Genomic DNA, 19,708 nt, shown 5'->3' with positions numbered 1-19,708 from the left:
GGGCTTATGTGGGGCAAACAATACCAACTACCATGATACAAATTATCAACTAAAAAGTCAATATTCTTTCGAGATTAATCCCATTGTTAATGTTTTTTCATTGAATGTTTAGAATCATCACCTGGATAATAAACTTTTTTCAAATATAATCCATTAGCTGGCATCGTTAAGCGGGCTTGTTGTCGATCTTTGACTTTCAATAAACGCTGAATATCATGAACTGGGCGTTTGCCCATCCCAATTTCAACCAAAACGGCAACCATAATTCTGATCTGATTATACATAAATCCATCTCCATAAAACTCAAGCTGAATCTCATCATTAACCTGATCGTCAATTGCATTAACCGCAAAAATTGTTCGAACTCGACTTCCAGGTTTAGCACCAGAAGCAACAAATGAAGAAAAATCATGTTTTCCCACAAAATCATGAATTGCCGTATCAATAAGCGAAAAATCAATGGGCAACCGCCAATGTGCCGTATAATTTCGTTTGAAAGGATCAGTAAATCTGCTTCGAGATATTCGGTATAAATACTTCTTTCCGGTTACATCATAACGAGCATGAAAATCATTGGATACTATTTCAACATCTTTAATTTCAATATCCAACGGACACATACTATTTAACCCTTTTAGCATATTATCAGCTGGAATATCAAACGGGAAATCAAAATGAGCGACTTGAGCTAACGCGTGTACTCCTGCATCAGTTCTTCCCGAACCATATACTGCAATCTCTCCATCTGCTCGCTTAGCCATCTTATTTACAATTCTAGTTAAAACACCTTCAATAGTTCTTTGCCGAGGTTGTTTTTGAAACCCAGCAAACTTTGTACCGTCATATGCAAATGTAATTTTATATCTATTTGTCAATTAAATCTTCCTCAAGAATATTACTAAAATCCCTAATAGCAAAACTACTAATAAACAAAGAGTATCAGATATGGTCCAATGAAACTGCTGATAACTACTACGAGATGCATTTGACTCATATCCACTAGCACTTAAAGCATCTGCTAGATTATCAGCATGTCGAAATGATGATACCAAAATAGGAATAATCAGCGAACAAATACTTTTAACCCGTTTAATAATTCCACCGCTATCAAAAGAAACTCCTCTTGATTTTTGCGCATTCATAATCGTATGCAGTTCATCGACCAAAGTTGGGATGAATCTTAATGCAATGGATATCATAATACTAATGGTTGCAACTGGAACTCCAAGATATTTTAAAGGACTAATCAAATACTCTACTCCAGTAGCAATCGCATTTGGAGAAGTCGTCAATGTTAAAATTGTAGCTTCAATAATAATCAAAGTAAAGCGAACAAAAATTAAGACAGCCGTTTCTAATCCTACTGATGTAATCTTAATTGGTCCCCATTGCCAATAAATCATTCCTTGATTACCGAATAAAATCTGAATCAAAACTGTAAACATAATTAACCAAAGAAACGGTCGAATGGCTTTAAAGACGGTCCTAACTGATGTAGCCGACAAAATAAGCTGAAGTAAAATAAATATCGCTAATAAACCATAATTTAACCAATTATTAGCAAACAACGTCCAAGTAATTAACAATAAAACTGCTAAAATTTTCAGAGCAGGATTGAGCCGATGAACAAATGAATTTCCCGGAAGATAACTTCCAAATACAACTTGATTCATTCAACTTCACCTCACCATTTTTAATTTCTGCATAATCAATTTTACCAGTTCATTTTTAGTCATTGGCAGTTCATCTAATACAAGTCCATCTTGTTTTAATAACTTATACATTTTAACAGCATCCGGAAGAATAAGTGTATCCTGATAATCTGCAAAAAAATTTTTTGGAGTAACGTCAGCTTCAATTTGTCCCTTTTTCAAGTAAACAACTCGATTAGAATATTCACTCACAACATTCATATCATGTGTGACCATAATGATGGTTGTATTATTTTTAACATTTAAATTTTTAATTAATTCTAAAATGCTTTTTTTTCCGTTAACATCTAATCCAACGGTAGGCTCGTCTAAAACCAAAACCTGAGGCTGCATTGCTAATACTCCTGCAATTGCTACCCGCCGCATTTGTCCCCCTGACAACTCAAAAGGAGAGCGATTAAATAAATCAGATTTAATCCCCACTGAAAGCAAAGTCTTTTTTGCTAAAGTTTCTGACTCTTCTTTTGAATATCCAAAATTAATCGGCCCAAAACTAACATCATCTAAGACTGTATCGGCAAATAACTGTTTTTCTGGCGATTGAAAAATCATCCCAACTTGAGATCTGATTTTTTGTAATTTTTTCTTTTTAGTCTTGGAATTAAGCTTGACTCCATTTATCTCAACTATTCCTTTTGTAGCTGTTTGTAATCCATTTAATAATTTAATTAAAGTTGATTTCCCACTACCAGTTGACCCGATAATTGTTAAAAAATCTCCTTTTTTAACTTTTAAATTAATCCCATGTAATGCTAAGTGTACAAATGGGGTGTTAAGAGCATACAAATAATCAACATTATTTAAATTAATTTGGTAATCCATTGTGCTAATTCCTCATCATTTAGATATTGGTTCGGTAACTTAATCCCTCGACTAGTGAGTTCTTTTTTTACTTGTTCACTAAACGGCGGTTCCATGTCCATTCTTTTCATCAAATCTGTATATTGAAATAATTGTTGTGGATCACCTGAAAAAATAATTTGTTGCTGTTGAATTGCAATCACATTATCAACTTGATCCAACATTTCTATGTCATGTGTAATGATTATAATCGTTAAATCAGTTGTTGTTTGTAACTTTTCTATAATATTTTTTATTTCTTGTTTTGAAACTGGATCAAGCATGCTAGTTGCTTCATCCAATATTAGAATTGATGGATTAATTGCTAATGCAGCTGCTATGGCTACTTTTTGTTTTTGTCCGCCAGAAAGTAAATTAGGATCCTGATTTTCAAATTCATTCATTCCAACTTTAAATAATGCTTCTCTAACCATCTTATGCATGTTTTTATAATCAATATTTCGATTTTCTAATCCAAAAGCAACATCTTCAGCAACTGTAGCACCAATAATTTGGTCATCAGGGTTTTGAAAAACAAGCCCAATTTTAGTTCGTATCTGAGCTATATTTTTTGTACCAATCTTTTCCTCATCAATTTTAATTGTCCCAGAATTAGGCACCAGTAATCCGTCAATTAATTTAGCAATCGTACTTTTTCCGCTTCCATTTTTTCCAACTAAAGCATTAGTTGTTCCCGCTTTAATTTTAAACGAAACATCTTTAAGTACCTCAACTTGATTATCATATTTAAAAGATACATTTTCAAATTTAACTTTTGACGGCATTAAATCCACCTACTTCTAATATTATGTATAAAAAAATCACTAAAAGATTAAGGCGCATGGTTTTAACCACATTCAAGCTAGACTTGGAAATCCATCATCGTAACGCTTTATACCTTAATCTTAGTGATTCAGTGAAATATTAAATTATCCTATTATTTGCTAATTAAACAAATTCTAAGATTACCATTTGTGCACCGTCTCCACGACGAGGCATGGTTTTAAGAATCCGAGTGTATCCACCATTACGATCCTTATATTTAGGAGCAATTTCATCAAATAATTTTTGTAAAGCAGATGTTACTTTAATGTCATCGCCATCTTCTTTAACATCAGCAATCATATTTTGTAAGTATGCAGCTGCTTGACGACGGGCATTTAAGTCTCCACGTTTACCTAAAGTAACCATTTTTTCAGCAGAAGATCTTACATCTTTAGCTTTTGCTTCCGTAGTTTTAATTCTTCCATTAACAATTAAGTCAGTAGTTAAATTACGAAGCATGGCACGACGTGGTCCTTTTTCACGACCAAATTTACGATAACTCATAAGTTGGTATCCTCCTTTTTATTTAATCTTCTTTACGAAAAGATAATCCAAGAGCTTCAAGTTTTTGTTCAATTTCTTCAAGGGACTTACGACCAAGATTTCTCACCTTCATCATATCAGCCATGGATTTATCTGTTAATTCTTGAACAGTGTTAATTCCAGCACGTTTCAAACAATTATATGAACGAACTGAAAGATCTAATTCTTCAATTGACATTTCAAGCATTTTTTCTTTATGGCTTTCTTCTTTTTCAACCATTACGTTAGCTTTTTGAGCACGATCAGTTAAATCAACAAACATATCAAGATGTTGACTTAAAATCTTAGCAGCTAAACTAATAGAATCTGAAGGAGTAATTGAACCATCAGTCCAAACATCCAAAGTCAATTTATCAAAATCATCACGTTGTCCAACACGTGTATCTTCCACTTGGTAGTTAACACGTTCGATTGGGGTATAAATAGAATCGACTGGTAATACACCAATTGGCATATCATCGTTTCTAGCTTTGTTTTCTTCAGCTGATACATATCCACGACCCTTGTTAGCAGTCATAGTCATGTGTAAAGTAGCACCTTCAGCAACAGTTGCAATATGCAATTCAGGATTCAAAATGGTTGTATCGCTATCAGTAACGATGTCCCCAGCTGTTACATCTGCAGGGCCGGTTACATTAATACTCATAGTATGGAGATCATTATCATCAGATTCAATCTTTAACTTGATTTTTTTCAAGTTTAAAATAATCTTAGTAACATCTTCTGTAACACCTTTAACAGTTGAAAATTCATGCAAAACACCATCAATTTGAACACTGGTTATGGCAGCACCAGGTAATGAAGCTAACAAGATACGTCTTAACGAATTACCAAGGGTTGTCCCATATCCACGCTCTAATGGTTCTACAACTACTTCACCATAGTTATTTGTTTCTTCAATTTTATGAATGTTAGGCTTTTCAAATTCAATCATTCTAATTTCTACCCCTTTCAAACCGCGTTGAGTCTTTTACAAAATTAACTTTCATTAAAAATTAAACTCTACGACGTTTTGGAGGACGACAACCATTATGAGGGACTGGAGTAACATCACGAATTGCTGCAACTTCCAAACCAGTGGTTTGTAAAGCACGGATTGCTGATTCACGTCCAGAACCTGGTCCTTTAACAGCAACTTCAACTGATTTCATACCATGTTCCATTGCTGATTTAGCAGCTGCTTCAGCAGCCATTTGTGCAGCAAATGGAGTTGACTTACGACTTCCACGGAAACCTAAAGCACCAGCAGATGACCATGCAATTGCATTTCCTTGAATATCGGTAATCATAACCAATGTATTATTAAAAGTTGAATGAATGTGAGCAACACCAGATTCAACATGTTTTCTTGCTTTACGTTTACGAGTATTTTTAGTCTTTACCATATGAACTGATAACCTCCTTCTTAATTATTATTTCTTGGTTCTCTTACCTTTTCTGGTACGAGCGTTATTTTTAGTGTGTTGACCTCTAGAAGGTAAGCCACGGCGATGACGCATGCCACGGTAAGAACCAATTTCTGAAAGTCTCTTAATATTCATACTAACTTCACGACGCAAGTCACCTTCAATGGTGAATGAGTCAAGAGCAGCTCTAATCTTATCTTCTTGATCAGGAGTTAAGTTTTGAGTACGAACGTCTTCAGAAACACCAGCTTCTTTTAATACTTCTTGGGCAGTTGTTTCACCAACACCATAGATATATGTTAATGCAATTACGATTCGTTTGTTACGTGGTAAATCCACTCCGGCGATACGAGCCATTAATGTCCACCTCCTATTATATTAATTATTTTCCTTGTCTTTGTTTGTGTTTTGGATTTGCTGAACAAATTACCATCACACGGCCTTTTCTTTTGATAATCTTACAATGTTCACACATCTTTTTTACTGATGGTCGCACTTTCATATTATAAACCTCCTAAATAAAAGACATCACTTAAATCTATAAGTAATTCTGCCTTTAGTTAAATCATATGGTGACATTTCAACAGTTACACGATCTCCTGGAAGTATCTTAATGTAATGCATTCTAATCTTACCAGAAACATGAGCCAAAATAACATGACCATTTTCCAATTCAACTTTAAACATTGCATTAGGTAAGGTTTCAGTAATCTTTCCTTCGATTTCAATTACATTATCTTTAGACAAAATAGTCCTCCAAAATTAATGATTAATTCAATATTCGTTAATTATTATAGCAAACTTAAATATAGCACATACTTTTAAATTCTACAATCAACTAACTAAAAAGTTAGTTTAAATTAGTAAGAATTTTATTAATATTTTCAGTAACATTTGCAATGTCTTGATTACCATTTACTGTATGCAATAAATTGAGTTTTTTATAAAAATCAATTAATGGAGTATTCATTTTAATATTTACTTTCAATCGATTTTCTACAGTTTCAGGTTTATCATCGCTTCGTTGATAAAACACATGTCCACCACAAACATCACACGTACCTTCGACTTTAGGTTTTTTGTACAATTTATGATAAGTGGCACCACAATTCTTGCAAATGAAACGGCCAGATAAACGTTGTACCAAAGTATCTGGATTAACATCAATGTTAATTACAGCATCTAGTTTTTTATCAAGTTTATCGGTGATTTCTTCAAGACTCTTTGCTTGATCTAAATCTCGTGGAAATCCGTCAAGTAAATAACCATTTTTAGTATCATCTTGTTTTAGTCGTTCTGCAACAATTTTACAGGTGACCTCGTCTGGAACTAATTCACCTTTATCAATATACTTTTGTGCTTCAATACCTAATGGAGTCTTTCCTTTTATAGCAGCTCTAAAAATATCACCAGTAGAAATATGTGGAATTTGATATTTTTCAACTATAAATTCAGCTTGAGTTCCTTTACCGGCACCTGGAAGACCCATTAATAATAAATTCATTGACATTTATCTGTCCTCCATTACTAATTGCCTTTAGGTTCATTTTGAATAAACCCAGTATATTCTTGTCTCATAGTTAGCCCTTTAATTTGTTGCATGGTTTCAATGGCAACTCCAACTATAATCAATAAGTTAGTTCCGCCTAGTCCAATAGAACTATTTAGATTCCAAACATTTTGTGCGATTAACGGAATCAAAGAAACAATACCTAAAAACAATGCACCAACTGTACTCAATCTCATCAAAAGACGAGAAATATAAAGCTGAGTTTCATGTCCAGGCCATACACCAGGAATATAACTACCTTGCTTCTGCAAATTTTCAGCTAATTTTTCAGGATTAACTTGAACAAATGCATAAAAGAAAGTAAAGATAATAATTAAAACAGTATAAAACGTAGCACCCATTGGAGTCTGCATATTAAATAATTCCGTTAAGAACTTAAACCATCCAGCTCCACCATGATTTCTAGTAAAGAACATCAAAATAGTCTGAGGAGTAGAAATAAAAGCACTAGCAAAAATAACTGGAATAACACCAGCAACATTAACCTTCAATGGAAGATAACTTGATTTAGCAGACCCAGCAGCTCTTCTAGTATATTGAATTGGAATTCTTCTTTCAGCTTGCTGAACCCATGTAACAAAAGTAACAACTACTAGGATGGCAATGATTAAAACTGCAATAAATAAAGCGGGTCTCCACATATCATTCATTGGTGTACCTTGAACATATTCACGGTAAACACTTTCAAATCCTGTCGGAATGTTAGCTACAATTCCGGCAAAAATAATCATTGAAATCCCTTGTCCGATTCCTTTATCAGTGATCATGTCACCCATCCAAGTGGTTAACATGGTACCAGCAGTTAAAATCAAACCAATACTTATATAAGTTCCAATACTTGGATTTTCAACCAAATGCAAACTACTTAATGCATTAAATCCGGCTGTAATCCCAATTGACTGACAAAAAGCTAAAACAATTGTAAGTCTTCGAGTAACTTTATCTAACTTTAATCTCCCGACTTCACCTTGCTTACCCCATTCAACAAATTTTGGAACAATATCCATTTGTAAAAGCTGAACAACAATTTGAGCAGTAATATAAGGAGAAACACCCATGGCAAAAATGGAGTAATTAGTCAATCCTCCACCACTAAACATATTTAAAACATTAACTAACCCAGAAGAAGCTACTTCTTGAAGAGCCTTAGCATTTACTCCAGGAACTGTAATATAAGCTCCTAATCGAAATATCGCTAATACAAAAAGAGTAAACAAAATCTTTTTGCGAATATTTTTGTCTTCAAAGGCACTTTTTAAGGTTGATAACATTAAATCACCTCAGCTTTACCGCCGGCATCTTCAATAGCTTTTTTTGCACTTTCAGAAAATTTGTTTGCTTTTACATTCAAATTCTTTTCAAGTTTACCTTCACCAAGAATTTTAACGCCATCTTTGGCATTTTTAATAATTCCAGTTTCAATTAATACATCTGGAGTAACTTCAGCACCATTGTCAAAACTATTAAGTTCATTAACATTAACAATCACGATATCTTTACGGTGAATGTTAGTAAATCCACGTTTTGGAATTCGACGGTATAATGGCATTTGGCCACCTTCAAACCCTAAACGTGTCTTTCCACGTGCCTTTTGACCCTTTTGTCCACGTCCAGAAGTCTTACCCTTACTTGAACGTCCACGGCCTTTTCTAGTTCTATCACCACGTGAGCCTTCAGCAAACTTTAATTCGTGTAACTTCATAAAATTGCACCTCCTCTTACTTTAAAATAATTAATCTTTAATTTGTTCAACATCAACTAAATGAGCAACTTTAAAAATTGCACCACGAGTTGCTGCATTATCAGGTCGAATAACACTACTATTAATACGACCTAACCCTAAAGCTTCCACAATCTTGCGTTGTTTAGGAAGACGATGAGCAGCGCTATGAACTAAAGTAATCTTTAATTGAGCCATCTGATAATCCTCCTTATTCAGCTAAATGATCAACAGAAACACCACGAAGTTCTGAAACTTCATTAGCATTTTTGAGGCCTTTAAGACCTTCGAAAGTTGCACGAATTACGTTGATTGCTGTATCTGAACCAAGACGTTTACTAGTAACATCACTGATACCAGCTAATTCCATGACAGAACGAACAGCACCACCAGCTGCAACTCCAGAACCTTCTTCAGCAGGTTTTAACATAATCTTACCACCGCCGTAAACACCAACTATTTCATGAGGAATAGTTGTTCCAACGATTGGAACCTCAATCAAGTTCTTTTTAGCAGCTTCAACTGCTTTACGAATTGCTTCTGGAACTTCTTGAGCTTTACCAGTACCAAAGCCAACGTGACCGTTTTTATCACCAACAACTGCTAAAGCGGCAAAACGTAATCTACGTCCACCTTTAACAACTTTAGTAATTCGGTTAATGGCAACAACGTTATCATCTAAATCCAATTTGTCAGGATCAATATATTTAGCCATGTAAGTAAATTCCTCCTTTTATTAAAATTCTAATCCATTTTCACGTGCAGCGTCTGCAAGTGCTTTAACACGTCCATGGTATAAGTATCCTCCACGATCAAATACAACTTTTTTAATTTTGTTGTCATTAGCGCGTTTTGCAACTAGTTTACCAACACTAGCAGCTTTTTCAGATTTATTATTACCAGTTACTTCTTTATCAAGAGTTGAGGCACTAGCTAGCGTTACACCCGCTACGTCATCAATAACTTGAGCGTAGATGTTTTTGTTAGAACGAAATACGTCTAAACGTGGGCACTCAGCAGTACCAGCAATTTTAGTACGAACACGTGTATGTCTTACTTGACGTGTTTTGTTTTTGCTTGGTTTTGTAATCAAAATAGTCACCTCTATATTATTCTTTAATTATTACTACTTACCAGTTTTACCTTCTTTAAGAGTAATACGTTCTTCAGCATAACGAATACCTTTACCTTTGTAAGGTTCTGGTGAACGAATTGCACGAACTTTAGCAGCAAAATCACCAACATTTTGCTTGTTAATCCCACTAATTTCAATTGTAGTATTATCTGGAACTTTAACTTCAATATCTTCAGGAACTGGAACTTCAACTGGATTAGAATAACCAACATTTAAGGTTAATGTCTTCCCCTTTAATTGAGTACGGTATCCAACACCCACTAATTTCAAAGTTTTGGCAAAACCATTGGTAACACCTTCAACCATGTTAGCAAAGTTAGCGCGTTGAGTTCCATGCATTGCACGCATTTTGTTATCATACTTACCAGTTGGTTCAAAGTTAACTTCATTGCCATCAACTTTCATTTCTACATTTGGAGCAAAAGCTTCAGTTAATTCACCTTTAGGACCCTTAACTGTAACTTGATCATCTTTGCGTTCAATTGTTACGCCTTCAGGAATAACTACCGTTTTATAACCAATTCTACTCATTTATTAGACACCTCCATTTCATTATAAATTTTACCAAACGTATGCTAATACTTCTCCGCCGACTTGTTTGTCACGCGCTTCTTTATCAGTAATAACTCCATTTGATGTTGAGATGATTGCAATTCCTAATCCATTAAGTACCTTAGGAACATCATCTGATTTAACATATGAACGTAATCCAGGTTTTGAAATTCGTTTCAATCCTGAAATTACACGTTGATCATTTTTACCATATTTAAGATAAACACGAATAACGCCTTGTTTGTCATCTTCAATGTATTCAACACGACTTACAAAACCTTCGCGTTTTAAAATTTCAGCAATATTTCGTTTCATTTTTGATGCAGGAACATCAACTGAATTGTGACGAGCCATGTTGGCGTTACGAATTCTAGTTAAAAAGTCTGCAATCGGATCTGTCATTGCCATAAACGTGAAACCTCCCTTTAAGTTTGTTTATTCTACCAACTAGCTTTTTTCATGCCTGGAATCTGACCTTTATGAGCAAGTTGTCTCAAGCAAATTCGGCATAAGTGGAACTTTTGGTAAACCGCACGAGGTCGACCACAACGTTCGCAGCGAGTATATGCTTGTGTAGAAAACTTAGCTGGACGTTTGCTTTTTTCAATCATTGATTTCTTAGCCAATATAAAACCTCCTATTTAGCGAATGGCATACCGAATTGTTTTAATAATTCGTGTCCTTCTTCATCCGTTTTAGCAGTTGTTACCAATACGATATCCAACCCTCTAACACGGTTCACATCATCGTAACTAATTTCTGGAAAAATCAATTGTTCTTTAATACCAAGAGTGTAGTTTCCACGACCGTCAAATGAACGATTTGGAACACCATGGAAATCACGAACTCGTGGCAATGAAACATTAATTAATTTGTCCAAAAAGTCATACATTTTGTCCCCTCTAAGAGTAACTTTTGCACCAATTGGCATACCTTCACGCAAACGGAAAGTGGCAATTGATTTTTTAGCCTTAGTTACAAGAGGCTTTTGACCTGCAATTAAAGTCAATTCATTAACAGCTTCGTCTAAGTTTTTAGAGTTTGTTACTGCATCACCAACACCCATATTCAAAACAATTTTATCAAGTTTTGGTCCTTGCATAATTGATGAATAGTCAAATTTCTCTACTAGTGCTGGGAGAATTTCTTTCTTATATCTTTCTTCTAAACGAGTAGACATGAAAATAGTTTCCTCCTTTCACTAACAATCTTAATCGATTGCTTTATGTGATTTTTTTGAAATACGAATTTTTTTGCCATCTTTAACTTCCATACTAATTCTAGTAGGTTCATTAGTCGATGGATCAATCAACATAACGTTTGATGCGTTAATTGGTGCTTCAACATCAGACACGTTACCTTGTGGATTTGCTTGTGAAGCCTTTTGATGTTTTTTAACTTTGTTGATTCCCTCAACAACTACGCGATTGTCAGCAGCAATGGTTTTGATGATCTTTCCATCTTTACCTTTGTCTTTACCAGCAATAACACGAACTTTGTCACCAGTTTTCAAGAACATTAATCTGGCACCTCCTTGATTTGCAATAGTATTAAAGTACTTCAGGCGCTAATGAAACGATCTTCATGAAATTATTATTACGTAATTCACGAGCAACCGGTCCGAAAATACGGGTCCCCTTAGGACTCTTATCATCATTAACTAAAACTGCAGCATTTTCGTCGAAACGAATATATGAACCATCAGTTCTATGTGCAGCTGATTTAGTTCTTACAATAACAGCTTTAACTACGTCACCTTTTTTGACAACGCCACCTGGTGTTGCTTGTTTAACAGTAGCAACAATTGTATCACCAATACCTGCATATCTAACTCTTGAACCACCTAAAACTTTAATTGTTAAAAGTTCACGTGCACCAGAGTTGTCAGCAACCTTTAATCGACTTTCTTGTTGGATCATAAGTAAGTGTCCTCCCTTCTTAAACTAAATAAATATACGATAAAAATGAAACAAGACTAAATAATTACGGCCTTTTCAACAACTTTAACTAAACGAAAATGAACATTTTTTGATAATGGTCTAGTTTCCATAATTTCAACAATATCGTTCACTTTTGCTTCGTTATTTTCATCGCGAGTCATGTACTTTTTAGTATACTTAATGCGTTTCCCGTAAGTTGGATGCGTTTTAGTGGTTTCTACTGCAACAGTAATAGTTTTATCCATTTTGTCAGAAACAACACGGCCTCTATATGTCTTACGTTCATTACGTTTTTCGCTCATATAATAAACCCTCCCTTTTATCGTATTTTATTTATTTAATTCTTTTTGTCTTAATGCAGTCTTTAGACGAGCAATTGTTTTGCGAACAGTTCTTAGACGAGCAGTATTCTCTAATTGTCCAGTGGCTAATTGAAAACGAAGATTGAACAATTCTTTTTTGTAATCTTGTTCTTTAGCACGCATCTCGTCAGTGGTCAACTTACTAATTTCTTTAGCCTTCATCTGAATCGCCACCTACTTCCTCACGTTTAATAATCTTAGTACGAACAGGCAACTTGCTTGAAGCCAAAGTTAAAGCTTTAATGGCTGTTGCTTTATCAACACCACCAACTTCAAAAAGGACTTTGCCACGTTTGACAGGTGAAACCCATCCAGCTGGACTACCTTTACCTTTACCCATACGAACACCAATACCCTTTTCAGTATATGATTTGTGTGGGAAAATTTTAATCCAAACTTTTCCACCACGTTTCATACAACGAGTAATAGCAATACGACAAGCTTCAATTTGTCTGTTAGAAATCCAATGTGAATCAATGGCTTGTAAGCCATATTCACCAAAGGCTACACTGTTTCCACCTTTTGAGTGGCCACGTAATTTGCCTCGATGCTCACGACGATGCTTAACACGTTTTGGTACAAGCATATTTATTTACCTCCCTTACGTTTTTCCTCAGGTTTATCAGGTAAAACTTCACCACGGTTAATCCAAGTTTTTACACCGATTGCTCCATAAGTGGTGTGTGCTTCATTCCATGAATAATTAATGTCAGCTCTTAAAGTATGAAGAGGAACTCTTCCTTCTGAATAACTTTCAACACGAGCCATATCAGCACCGTTCAAACGACCTGAAGATTGAGTTTTAACACCTTTTGCTCCTGAACGCATAACACCTTTCATACTTTGACGCATAGCGCGACGGAATGCAACACGACCTTCAAGTTGTTTAGCAATGTTGTCACCAACAAGGTCAGCTTCAAGATCTGGCTTTTTAACTTCAACAATATTGATGTGAACACGACGTCCAGTTAATTTGTTTAGTTCTTGACGAAGACTTTCAACTTCTGACCCACCTTTACCAATTACCATTCCTGGTTTGGCAGTATGAATAGAAATGTTAATACGTTTTGCAGCTCGTTCAATGTCAATTTCTGATACTGATGCATCAGCCAAACGTTTTTCGAGGTAGTCACGAATCTTCAAATCTTCATTTAAGTATGAAGCGAATTTATCATCATTGGCATACCATTGTGCTTGCCAACCACGATTAACGCCAATTCGCAAACCATTAGGATTAATTTTTTGACCCATGTTCTATCCCTCCTTCTTTTCTGATACTACGATTGTAATGTGACTTGTTCTTTTATTAATTGGTGAAGCTGAACCCTTGGCACGGGGACGGAAACGCTTTAAGGTTGGACCTTCGTCTGCGTATGCTTCACTAATAACTAAGTCTTGACCATCAAGATCAAAATTGTTTTCTGCATTTGCTACAGCTGATTTCAAAACTTTTTCTACTACTGGAGAAGCACCACGAGGGGTGAACTCTAAAATAGAAGTAGCTTCTGCTACGTTCTTTCCTCTAATAAGATCTAAAACAAGGCGGACCTTACGAGGGGCAATACGAACAGTTTTGGCAATAGCTTTTGCTGATGTAACTTGTTCAGCCATTAGATATCCTCCTTGTTTAAACAGTTTGCTTGTCGGCACCTTTGCCACCTACATTACCATGACCATGGAATGTACGAGTTGGTGCAAATTCTCCAAGTTTATGACCTACCATATCTTCTTGAATATAAACTGGGACATGAGTTCTTCCATTATATACAGAAATAGTGTAACCAATGAAACTTGGGAAAATAGTTGAGCGACGTGACCATGTTTTAATTACAGTCTTTTTTTCTTGATCTTTTTGAGCATCAATTTTCTTTAATAAAGATTTGTCAGCAAATGGTCCTTTTTTTAAACTACGGCTCATTAATAAAACCTCCTCTTCAAAGTACTTGTTAATCTAAATGTAAGTTATATTACATCTTTGAACCTTTACGACGACGAACAATAAACTTACTTGAACGTGCTTTCTTAGAACGAGTTTTCTTACCAACAGTCTTCTTATGCCATGGAGACAATGGAGATGGATAACCAACTGGAGCTTTACCTTCACCACCACCATGTGGGTGATCGTTAGGGTTCATTACAGAACCACGAACATGAGGTCTTTGACCACGGTAACGAGTTCTACCAGCTTTACCCCAGTTAATAAGTGAATGTTCACCATTTCCAACAGCACCGATGGTAGCACGGCAAACTGAGAGAACCATTCTAACTTCGCCAGAAGGTAATTTCACAAGTGAATACTTGCTATTTCCTTCATTACTAATTAATTGAGCTGAGTTTCCAGCAGAACGAGTCAATTGGCCACCTTTACCAGGTTTTAATTCAATATTATGAATAATTGATCCAACTGGAATATCTTTTAGTTGAAGTGCATTACCAGGCTTGATATCAGCATCTTTCCCTGATTCAACTACATCACCAACTTTTAATCCTTTAGGAGCAATGATGTATGATTTTAATCCATCAGCATATACAATCAATGCGATGTTTGCACTTCTATTTGGATCATATTCAAGCGTCTTTACAGTTGCTGGAACACCATCATGATTACGTTTGAAATCAATAACACGATACTTATGTTTGTTACCGCCACCACGATGACGAACAGTCATACGACCAGCATTATTACGTCCAGCAGTATGTGCATTAACTGCAAGTAAACTCTTTTCAGGCTTGTTAGTAGTGATTTCACTGTAATCAATACTAGTCATATTACGACGACCATTAGTCGTTGGTTTATATTTCTTTAAAGCCACGTTATTTCCCTCCTATTCAAATATTATTCTTCAGAGAATAACTTAATTTCATCTGAATCATCTGACAAAGTAACGATAGCTTTACGACGTTTTTTAGTCATTCCAACATATCTACCTTGTCTTTTTTCTTTTCCTCTAACATTCATGATGTTTACTTTAACAACCTTAACGCCAAAGATTTCTTCAACAGCATCCTTAACTTGGTTTTTGTTTGCTCGTAAATCAACATCAAATGTATACTTTTTGTCGTCCATGCGGTCAGTTGAAGCTTCTGTAATAACCGGACGTAAAATAATGTCTCGTGCTTCCATTATGCGAGCACCTCCTCTACTTGAGAAAGAGCAGCCTTGGTGATGACAACTTTTTTGTTATTTAATACATCAAGTGTATTAACACTCTTACCATTGATTACTTGAACATTATCAATGTTTCTTGCAGAGCGAATAGCATTTTCATTGTCGTCTTCCAAAACTACTAATGTCTTAGTAGCTGCGTCAATATTTTTCAATAATTCAGCAAATTCTTTAGTTTTTGGCTTGTCAAATTCAATTGAATCAACAACAATCAAGTCACCATTGGCAACTTTTTCTGAAAGAACTGATTTAACAGCTAATCTAGTAACTTTTTTAGGAAGATGGTAGCTGTATGAACGAGAAGTTGGTCCAAATACTACTCCTCCACCAACCCATTGAGGTGAACGAATGGAACCTTGACGGGCACGACCAGTACCTTTTTGTCTCCATGGCTTTTTACCACCACCACGAACTTGTCCTCTGGACTTACTTCCATTGGTACCTTGGCGTTGTGAAGCTCTTTGCATCACTACAGTGTCAAATACTACATCTTCATTTGGTTCAATGTTGAAAATAGTTTCATTAAGATCAACTGTACCGTTCTTACTTCCATCTTGTTTGTATAATGATACGCTTGTCATTTACGGTTCCTCCTTTCTATTTTCTTGATTCACTAACTGCAGTGCGAACTGTAACTAGTGTTTTGTTAGCTCCTGGAACATTACCTTTGATTAATAATACATTGTTTTCTGTATCAGCTTTAACAACTTCAAGGTTTTGAATAGTAACAGTATTGTTACCCATTCTTCCAGGTAATTTCATGCCTTTAACAACACGGTTGATAATAACACCAAGTGAACCAGGACGACGGTGATATCTTGAACCATGAGTAGTAGGTCCTCTACGTTGACCATCTTTTTTAATGTTACCTTGGTAACCATGACCTTTAGTAGTACCCGTTACATCAACGAAATCGCCTGCTGTAAATGTATCAGCCTTAACTTCGTCTCCAACTTTGTATTCACCTAAGTCAACATCGTTGATTTCACGAATGAAGCGCTTAGGAGTTGTATTTGCCTTTTTAACATGACCCTCTTCAGGTTTGTTGCTTAATACTGAGCGTTTGTCATCAAATCCAAGTTGAATTGCTTCGTAACCGTCAGTTTCGTTGTTTTTAACTTGCAAAACAACATTTGGGGTTACGTCAACAACAGTAACTGGAACTAATTCACCGTTTTCAGTAAAAACTTGTGTCATTCCGACCTTTTTACCTAAGATTCCTTTTTTGGTCATGAGTACACCTCCAATGTTTTGTAATGATTATAATTTAATCTCGATGTCTACACCACTTGGCAAGTCTAATTTCATTAATGAATCAACCGTTTTAGGGGTTGGGTTCAAAATATCAATCAAACGTTTGTGTGTTAACATTTCGAATTGTTCTTGAGCTTTACTGTATTTGAATGGTGATGCCAAAACTGTGTATAAAGTTCTTTCAGTTGGCAATGGAATTGGGCCAGAAATGTTAGCTCCAGTTCTTTGTGCAGTTGCTACAATTTTGTCAGCAGCTTGATCCAAACTACGATGTTCGTAAGCCTTTAAACGGATACGAATTTTTTCTTTTGCCATAGTTATCCCTCCTTCGTCTATTTTCCAAAATAAGACTAACTCCGTAGAAATTACCGACGTACCTTGCCATGGCAAAGCGGCCGGGTGTGCCGCAACCTTCTACATCAATGCTAATTTTTATGCCTTTTTTGAGCACACTAGTCCCTCAAAGTAAGACACTATTATATAATACCGAATAATTGCCATTGTTTCAAGGGGTTTAGTCTAAATAAATAAAAAAGTCTGTTAATTTCTATTTCAGAAATTAACAGACTTTTTATAATTTTTAATTATTCAGCGTTTCCACCATTTTTCTTAATAATATCTTCTTGAATATTCTTAGGAACAGCAGTGTAATGATCGAATGACATTACAAATGTTCCACGTCCTTGAGTTGCAGAACGCAAATCAGTAACATATCCAAACATTTCTGCCAATGGAACCATAGCGTGAATATCTTCAGCACCATCACGTGCTTCCATACCTTCAATATTACCACGACGAGCAGTAACTTGACCCATAACATCACCCATGTATTCTTCTGGAACTCGAATATCAACTTTCATAATTGGTTCCAAAATTTTAGGATCAGCTTTTTTAGCAGCTTCACGCAATGCTAATGAAGCAGCAATTTTAAAGGCAGCTTCACTAGAATCGACATCATGATAACTACCATCGTATAACTTGGCCTTAATATCAATCAATGGATATCCGGCAATTACACCATTTTCCATAGCTTCTTTCAAACCTTGTTCAACAGAAGGAATAAATTCACGAGGAACAACCCCACCAACAATGGCATCTTCAAAAGTAAATCCATCGCCTTCAGCACTAGGTGTAAATTCGATGTAAACATCACCATATTGACCTTTACCACCAGATTGACGAACGAACTTACCTTCTGCTTTAACAGGTTTTGAGAAAGCTTCACGATAAGCTACCTGTGGAGCACCAATTGTAGCATCAACATTGAACTCACGTCTCATTCGTTCAATAATGATGTTCAATTGTAACTCACCCATTCCGGCAATAATAGTTTGACCAGTTTCAGGGTCTGTATTTGCTTGGAACGTAGGATCTTCTTCAGAAAGTTTCTGTAAAGCGGTATTCATTTTATTTTGATCAGCTTTAGTCTTAGGTTCAATTGAAACTTGAATAACTGGTTCAGGGAATTCCATTGATTCTAAGATTAGTGGGTGATCGGGATCAGTTAAAGAATCACCAGTAGTAGTGTTCTTCAAACCAATTGTAGCAGCAATATCACCAGAAAATACTTCTGGGATTTCTTGACGTTGATCAGAGTGCATTTGCACTAAACGTCCAACACGTTCACGTTTGTCTTTAGTTGCATTCAAAATATATGAACCAGCACCTAAAGTACCACGATAAACTCGGATAAAAGTTAAACGACCAACATAAGGGTCAGTCATAATCTTAAAGGCTAAGGCAGCAAATGGACCTTTGTCGTCAGCACGAATTTCAACTTGTTTGTCTTCATCTTCAGGATCAGTAGCCATGTATGGACGAACTTCCAATGGTGATGGCAAGTAATCAATCACACCATCCATCATCATTTGTACCCCTTTGTTCTTGTAAGCTGATCCAGCATAAACTGGGAACATCTGTAAGTTCAAAGTAGCACGACGGATACCGGCTTTGATATCCTCTTCACTGATTTCTTCACCATCAAGGAATTTAGCCATTACTTCATCATCAACGTCAGCAACTGCTTCAACCATATCATCATGAGCTTGTTGAGCCTTTTCTTGGTAGTCGGCCGGAATATCTACAACATCCCAGTTTTCCCCTTCTTTATCTTCATCGTAAAGGTAGGCTTTCATGGTAACTAAGTCAATTACCCCTTCAAAATCAGATTCAGCACCAACTGGTACTTGAACAGGAACAGCATTAGCATGCAAACGGTCTTTGATTGTTTGAACTGACCAATCAAAGTTTGCACCCATTTTATCCATTTTATTAATGAAAACAATCCGAGGAACACTAAAGTCAGAACATTGACGCCAAACTGTTTCAGTCTGAGGTTCAACCCCTGCTTCACCATCCATTACCACAATACCACCATCAAGCACACGAAGAGAACGTTCTACTTCAGCAGTAAAGTCCACGTGTCCAGGGGTATCAATAATGTTAACTCGGTATCCTTTCCATTCAGCAGTAGTAGCAGCTGATTGAATAGTAATCCCACGTTCTTTTTCTTCATCCATGAAATCCATTTGTGAAGCACCATCATGGGTTTCACCAATTTTGTGAATTCGTCCAGTATAGTAAAGGACACGTTCAGTAGTAGTAGTTTTACCAGCATCAATATGAGCTACGATACCAATATTACGTGTTTTTTCTAAGGGAAATGCACGTTTGTTAGCCATTT

The 19,708-nt window shown here is 35.8% G+C and carries 34 protein-coding genes; all 34 read right to left on the bottom strand.

The features are described from left to right. Positions 1–86: 86 nt before the first annotated feature. The 34 genes from truA to fusA all read right to left on the bottom strand — a co-directional run bounded on the left by truA (position 87) and on the right by fusA (position 19,706). Positions 87–875, bottom strand: coding sequence for a tRNA pseudouridine(38-40) synthase TruA (gene truA / locus AC0GLR_RS01935; protein WP_495605115.1), 789 nt, complete (start codon positions 873–875; stop codon positions 87–89). Continuing rightward, positions 876–1,673 carry an energy-coupling factor transporter transmembrane component T family protein gene (locus AC0GLR_RS01930; protein WP_495605114.1) on the bottom strand — a complete coding sequence of 266 codons (798 nt, stop codon included), beginning with the start codon at positions 1,671–1,673 and terminating at the stop codon, positions 876–878. It abuts the gene before it with no gap. Positions 1,674–1,679: 6 nt separating this feature from the next. Further along, on the bottom strand, positions 1,680–2,534 hold the full coding sequence (locus AC0GLR_RS01925) for an energy-coupling factor transporter ATPase (protein ID WP_495605113.1): 855 nt from the start codon (positions 2,532–2,534) through the stop codon (positions 1,680–1,682). After that, on the bottom strand, positions 2,513–3,337 hold the full coding sequence (locus AC0GLR_RS01920) for an energy-coupling factor transporter ATPase (protein WP_495605112.1): 825 nt from the start codon (positions 3,335–3,337) through the stop codon (positions 2,513–2,515). Before AC0GLR_RS01920 ends, AC0GLR_RS01925 begins: the two co-directional genes overlap by 22 nt. Before the next feature lie 163 nt (positions 3,338–3,500). Further along, positions 3,501–3,881: a 50S ribosomal protein L17 gene (gene rplQ, locus AC0GLR_RS01915; protein ID WP_065866195.1), complete on the bottom strand. Its 381-nt coding sequence runs from the start codon at positions 3,879–3,881 to the stop codon at positions 3,501–3,503. A 22-nt stretch (positions 3,882–3,903) separates the two neighbouring features. Continuing rightward, positions 3,904–4,854, bottom strand: coding sequence for a DNA-directed RNA polymerase subunit alpha (locus tag AC0GLR_RS01910; protein WP_495605111.1), 951 nt, complete (start codon positions 4,852–4,854; stop codon positions 3,904–3,906). 61 nt (positions 4,855–4,915) lie between these two features. Continuing rightward, positions 4,916–5,305, bottom strand: a complete 390-nt coding sequence (gene rpsK / locus AC0GLR_RS01905; protein WP_054645840.1) for a 30S ribosomal protein S11 — start codon at positions 5,303–5,305, stop codon at positions 4,916–4,918. 27 nt (positions 5,306–5,332) lie between these two features. Further along, a complete protein-coding gene (gene rpsM / locus AC0GLR_RS01900; protein WP_054645841.1) occupies positions 5,333–5,683 on the bottom strand; it encodes a 30S ribosomal protein S13 in 351 nt (116 codons plus the stop codon). Positions 5,684–5,708: 25 nt separating this feature from the next. After that, positions 5,709–5,828 (bottom strand): 50S ribosomal protein L36, encoded by a 120-nt coding sequence (rpmJ, locus tag AC0GLR_RS01895; protein ID WP_054645842.1) that lies wholly within the window; start codon positions 5,826–5,828, stop codon positions 5,709–5,711. A gap of 26 nt (positions 5,829–5,854) precedes the next feature. Beyond that, positions 5,855–6,073 (bottom strand): translation initiation factor IF-1, encoded by a 219-nt coding sequence (infA, locus tag AC0GLR_RS01890; protein WP_054645843.1) that lies wholly within the window; start codon positions 6,071–6,073, stop codon positions 5,855–5,857. Positions 6,074–6,176: 103 nt separating this feature from the next. Next, positions 6,177–6,830, bottom strand: a complete 654-nt coding sequence (locus tag AC0GLR_RS01885; protein WP_495605403.1) for an adenylate kinase — start codon at positions 6,828–6,830, stop codon at positions 6,177–6,179. A gap of 23 nt (positions 6,831–6,853) precedes the next feature. Beyond that, positions 6,854–8,167: a preprotein translocase subunit SecY gene (secY, locus tag AC0GLR_RS01880; RefSeq protein ID WP_495605110.1), complete on the bottom strand. Its 1,314-nt coding sequence runs from the start codon at positions 8,165–8,167 to the stop codon at positions 6,854–6,856. After that, the gene (rplO, locus tag AC0GLR_RS01875; RefSeq protein WP_495605109.1) at positions 8,167–8,598 is read right to left on the bottom strand and encodes a 50S ribosomal protein L15; all 432 of its coding nucleotides are present in this window, start codon (positions 8,596–8,598) and stop codon (positions 8,167–8,169) included. Before rplO ends, secY begins: the two co-directional genes overlap by 1 nt. 30 nt (positions 8,599–8,628) lie before the next feature. Next, positions 8,629–8,814: a 50S ribosomal protein L30 gene (gene rpmD, locus AC0GLR_RS01870; RefSeq protein ID WP_054645847.1), complete on the bottom strand. Its 186-nt coding sequence runs from the start codon at positions 8,812–8,814 to the stop codon at positions 8,629–8,631. A 13-nt stretch (positions 8,815–8,827) separates the two neighbouring features. Further along, a complete protein-coding gene (rpsE, locus tag AC0GLR_RS01865) occupies positions 8,828–9,331 on the bottom strand; it encodes a 30S ribosomal protein S5 (protein ID WP_054645848.1) in 504 nt (167 codons plus the stop codon). Positions 9,332–9,352: 21 nt separating this feature from the next. Then, positions 9,353–9,709 carry a 50S ribosomal protein L18 gene (rplR, locus tag AC0GLR_RS01860; protein WP_495605108.1) on the bottom strand — a complete coding sequence of 119 codons (357 nt, stop codon included), beginning with the start codon at positions 9,707–9,709 and terminating at the stop codon, positions 9,353–9,355. Between the two features lie 33 nt (positions 9,710–9,742). Then, positions 9,743–10,282, bottom strand: coding sequence for a 50S ribosomal protein L6 (gene rplF, locus AC0GLR_RS01855; RefSeq protein WP_495605107.1), 540 nt, complete (start codon positions 10,280–10,282; stop codon positions 9,743–9,745). A gap of 30 nt (positions 10,283–10,312) precedes the next feature. Then, a complete protein-coding gene (gene rpsH, locus AC0GLR_RS01850) occupies positions 10,313–10,711 on the bottom strand; it encodes a 30S ribosomal protein S8 (RefSeq protein WP_054645851.1) in 399 nt (132 codons plus the stop codon). Positions 10,712–10,743: 32 nt separating this feature from the next. Then, positions 10,744–10,929, bottom strand: a complete 186-nt coding sequence (locus AC0GLR_RS01845; protein ID WP_054645852.1) for a type Z 30S ribosomal protein S14 — start codon at positions 10,927–10,929, stop codon at positions 10,744–10,746. An 11-nt stretch (positions 10,930–10,940) separates the two neighbouring features. After that, entirely contained in the window at positions 10,941–11,483 is a 543-nt protein-coding gene (gene rplE, locus AC0GLR_RS01840) for a 50S ribosomal protein L5 (protein ID WP_054645853.1), read from the bottom strand. Positions 11,484–11,513: 30 nt separating this feature from the next. Further along, a complete protein-coding gene (rplX, locus tag AC0GLR_RS01835; protein WP_495605106.1) occupies positions 11,514–11,822 on the bottom strand; it encodes a 50S ribosomal protein L24 in 309 nt (102 codons plus the stop codon). A 31-nt stretch (positions 11,823–11,853) separates the two neighbouring features. Next, entirely contained in the window at positions 11,854–12,222 is a 369-nt protein-coding gene (rplN, locus tag AC0GLR_RS01830; RefSeq protein ID WP_054645855.1) for a 50S ribosomal protein L14, read from the bottom strand. Positions 12,223–12,278: 56 nt separating this feature from the next. Beyond that, positions 12,279–12,545: a 30S ribosomal protein S17 gene (gene rpsQ / locus AC0GLR_RS01825; protein WP_495605105.1), complete on the bottom strand. Its 267-nt coding sequence runs from the start codon at positions 12,543–12,545 to the stop codon at positions 12,279–12,281. Between the two features lie 27 nt (positions 12,546–12,572). Then, a complete protein-coding gene (rpmC, locus tag AC0GLR_RS01820) occupies positions 12,573–12,767 on the bottom strand; it encodes a 50S ribosomal protein L29 (protein WP_054645857.1) in 195 nt (64 codons plus the stop codon). Then, positions 12,757–13,191: a 50S ribosomal protein L16 gene (rplP, locus tag AC0GLR_RS01815; RefSeq protein ID WP_495605104.1), complete on the bottom strand. Its 435-nt coding sequence runs from the start codon at positions 13,189–13,191 to the stop codon at positions 12,757–12,759. Before rplP ends, rpmC begins: the two co-directional genes overlap by 11 nt. 2 nt (positions 13,192–13,193) lie before the next feature. Next, complete coding sequence (gene rpsC, locus AC0GLR_RS01810) at positions 13,194–13,856, bottom strand: 30S ribosomal protein S3 (RefSeq protein WP_495605103.1); 663 nt, start codon at positions 13,854–13,856, stop codon at positions 13,194–13,196. Positions 13,857–13,859: 3 nt separating this feature from the next. Further along, entirely contained in the window at positions 13,860–14,216 is a 357-nt protein-coding gene (rplV, locus tag AC0GLR_RS01805) for a 50S ribosomal protein L22 (protein ID WP_054645860.1), read from the bottom strand. Positions 14,217–14,232: 16 nt separating this feature from the next. Continuing rightward, positions 14,233–14,523, bottom strand: a complete 291-nt coding sequence (gene rpsS, locus AC0GLR_RS01800; protein WP_054645861.1) for a 30S ribosomal protein S19 — start codon at positions 14,521–14,523, stop codon at positions 14,233–14,235. 49 nt (positions 14,524–14,572) lie between these two features. Beyond that, entirely contained in the window at positions 14,573–15,418 is an 846-nt protein-coding gene (gene rplB, locus AC0GLR_RS01795) for a 50S ribosomal protein L2 (protein ID WP_495605102.1), read from the bottom strand. Positions 15,419–15,441: 23 nt separating this feature from the next. After that, a complete protein-coding gene (rplW, locus tag AC0GLR_RS01790; protein ID WP_054645863.1) occupies positions 15,442–15,729 on the bottom strand; it encodes a 50S ribosomal protein L23 in 288 nt (95 codons plus the stop codon). Further along, complete coding sequence (rplD, locus tag AC0GLR_RS01785) at positions 15,729–16,352, bottom strand: 50S ribosomal protein L4 (RefSeq protein WP_495605101.1); 624 nt, start codon at positions 16,350–16,352, stop codon at positions 15,729–15,731. Before rplD ends, rplW begins: the two co-directional genes overlap by 1 nt. A gap of 16 nt (positions 16,353–16,368) precedes the next feature. Beyond that, positions 16,369–17,004 (bottom strand): 50S ribosomal protein L3, encoded by a 636-nt coding sequence (gene rplC / locus AC0GLR_RS01780; protein WP_495605100.1) that lies wholly within the window; start codon positions 17,002–17,004, stop codon positions 16,369–16,371. A 27-nt stretch (positions 17,005–17,031) separates the two neighbouring features. Then, on the bottom strand, positions 17,032–17,340 hold the full coding sequence (rpsJ, locus tag AC0GLR_RS01775) for a 30S ribosomal protein S10 (protein WP_495605099.1): 309 nt from the start codon (positions 17,338–17,340) through the stop codon (positions 17,032–17,034). 269 nt (positions 17,341–17,609) lie between these two features. After that, a complete protein-coding gene (gene fusA / locus AC0GLR_RS01770; protein ID WP_495605098.1) occupies positions 17,610–19,706 on the bottom strand; it encodes an elongation factor G in 2,097 nt (698 codons plus the stop codon). Between the last annotated feature and the right edge of the window lie 2 nt (positions 19,707–19,708).

It is taken from the genome of Fructilactobacillus sp. YLN 2412, from assembly GCF_059488745.1.
Note: the sequence above shows the minus strand (reverse complement) of the source record. Positions and strands in the feature narration are given on the sequence as shown.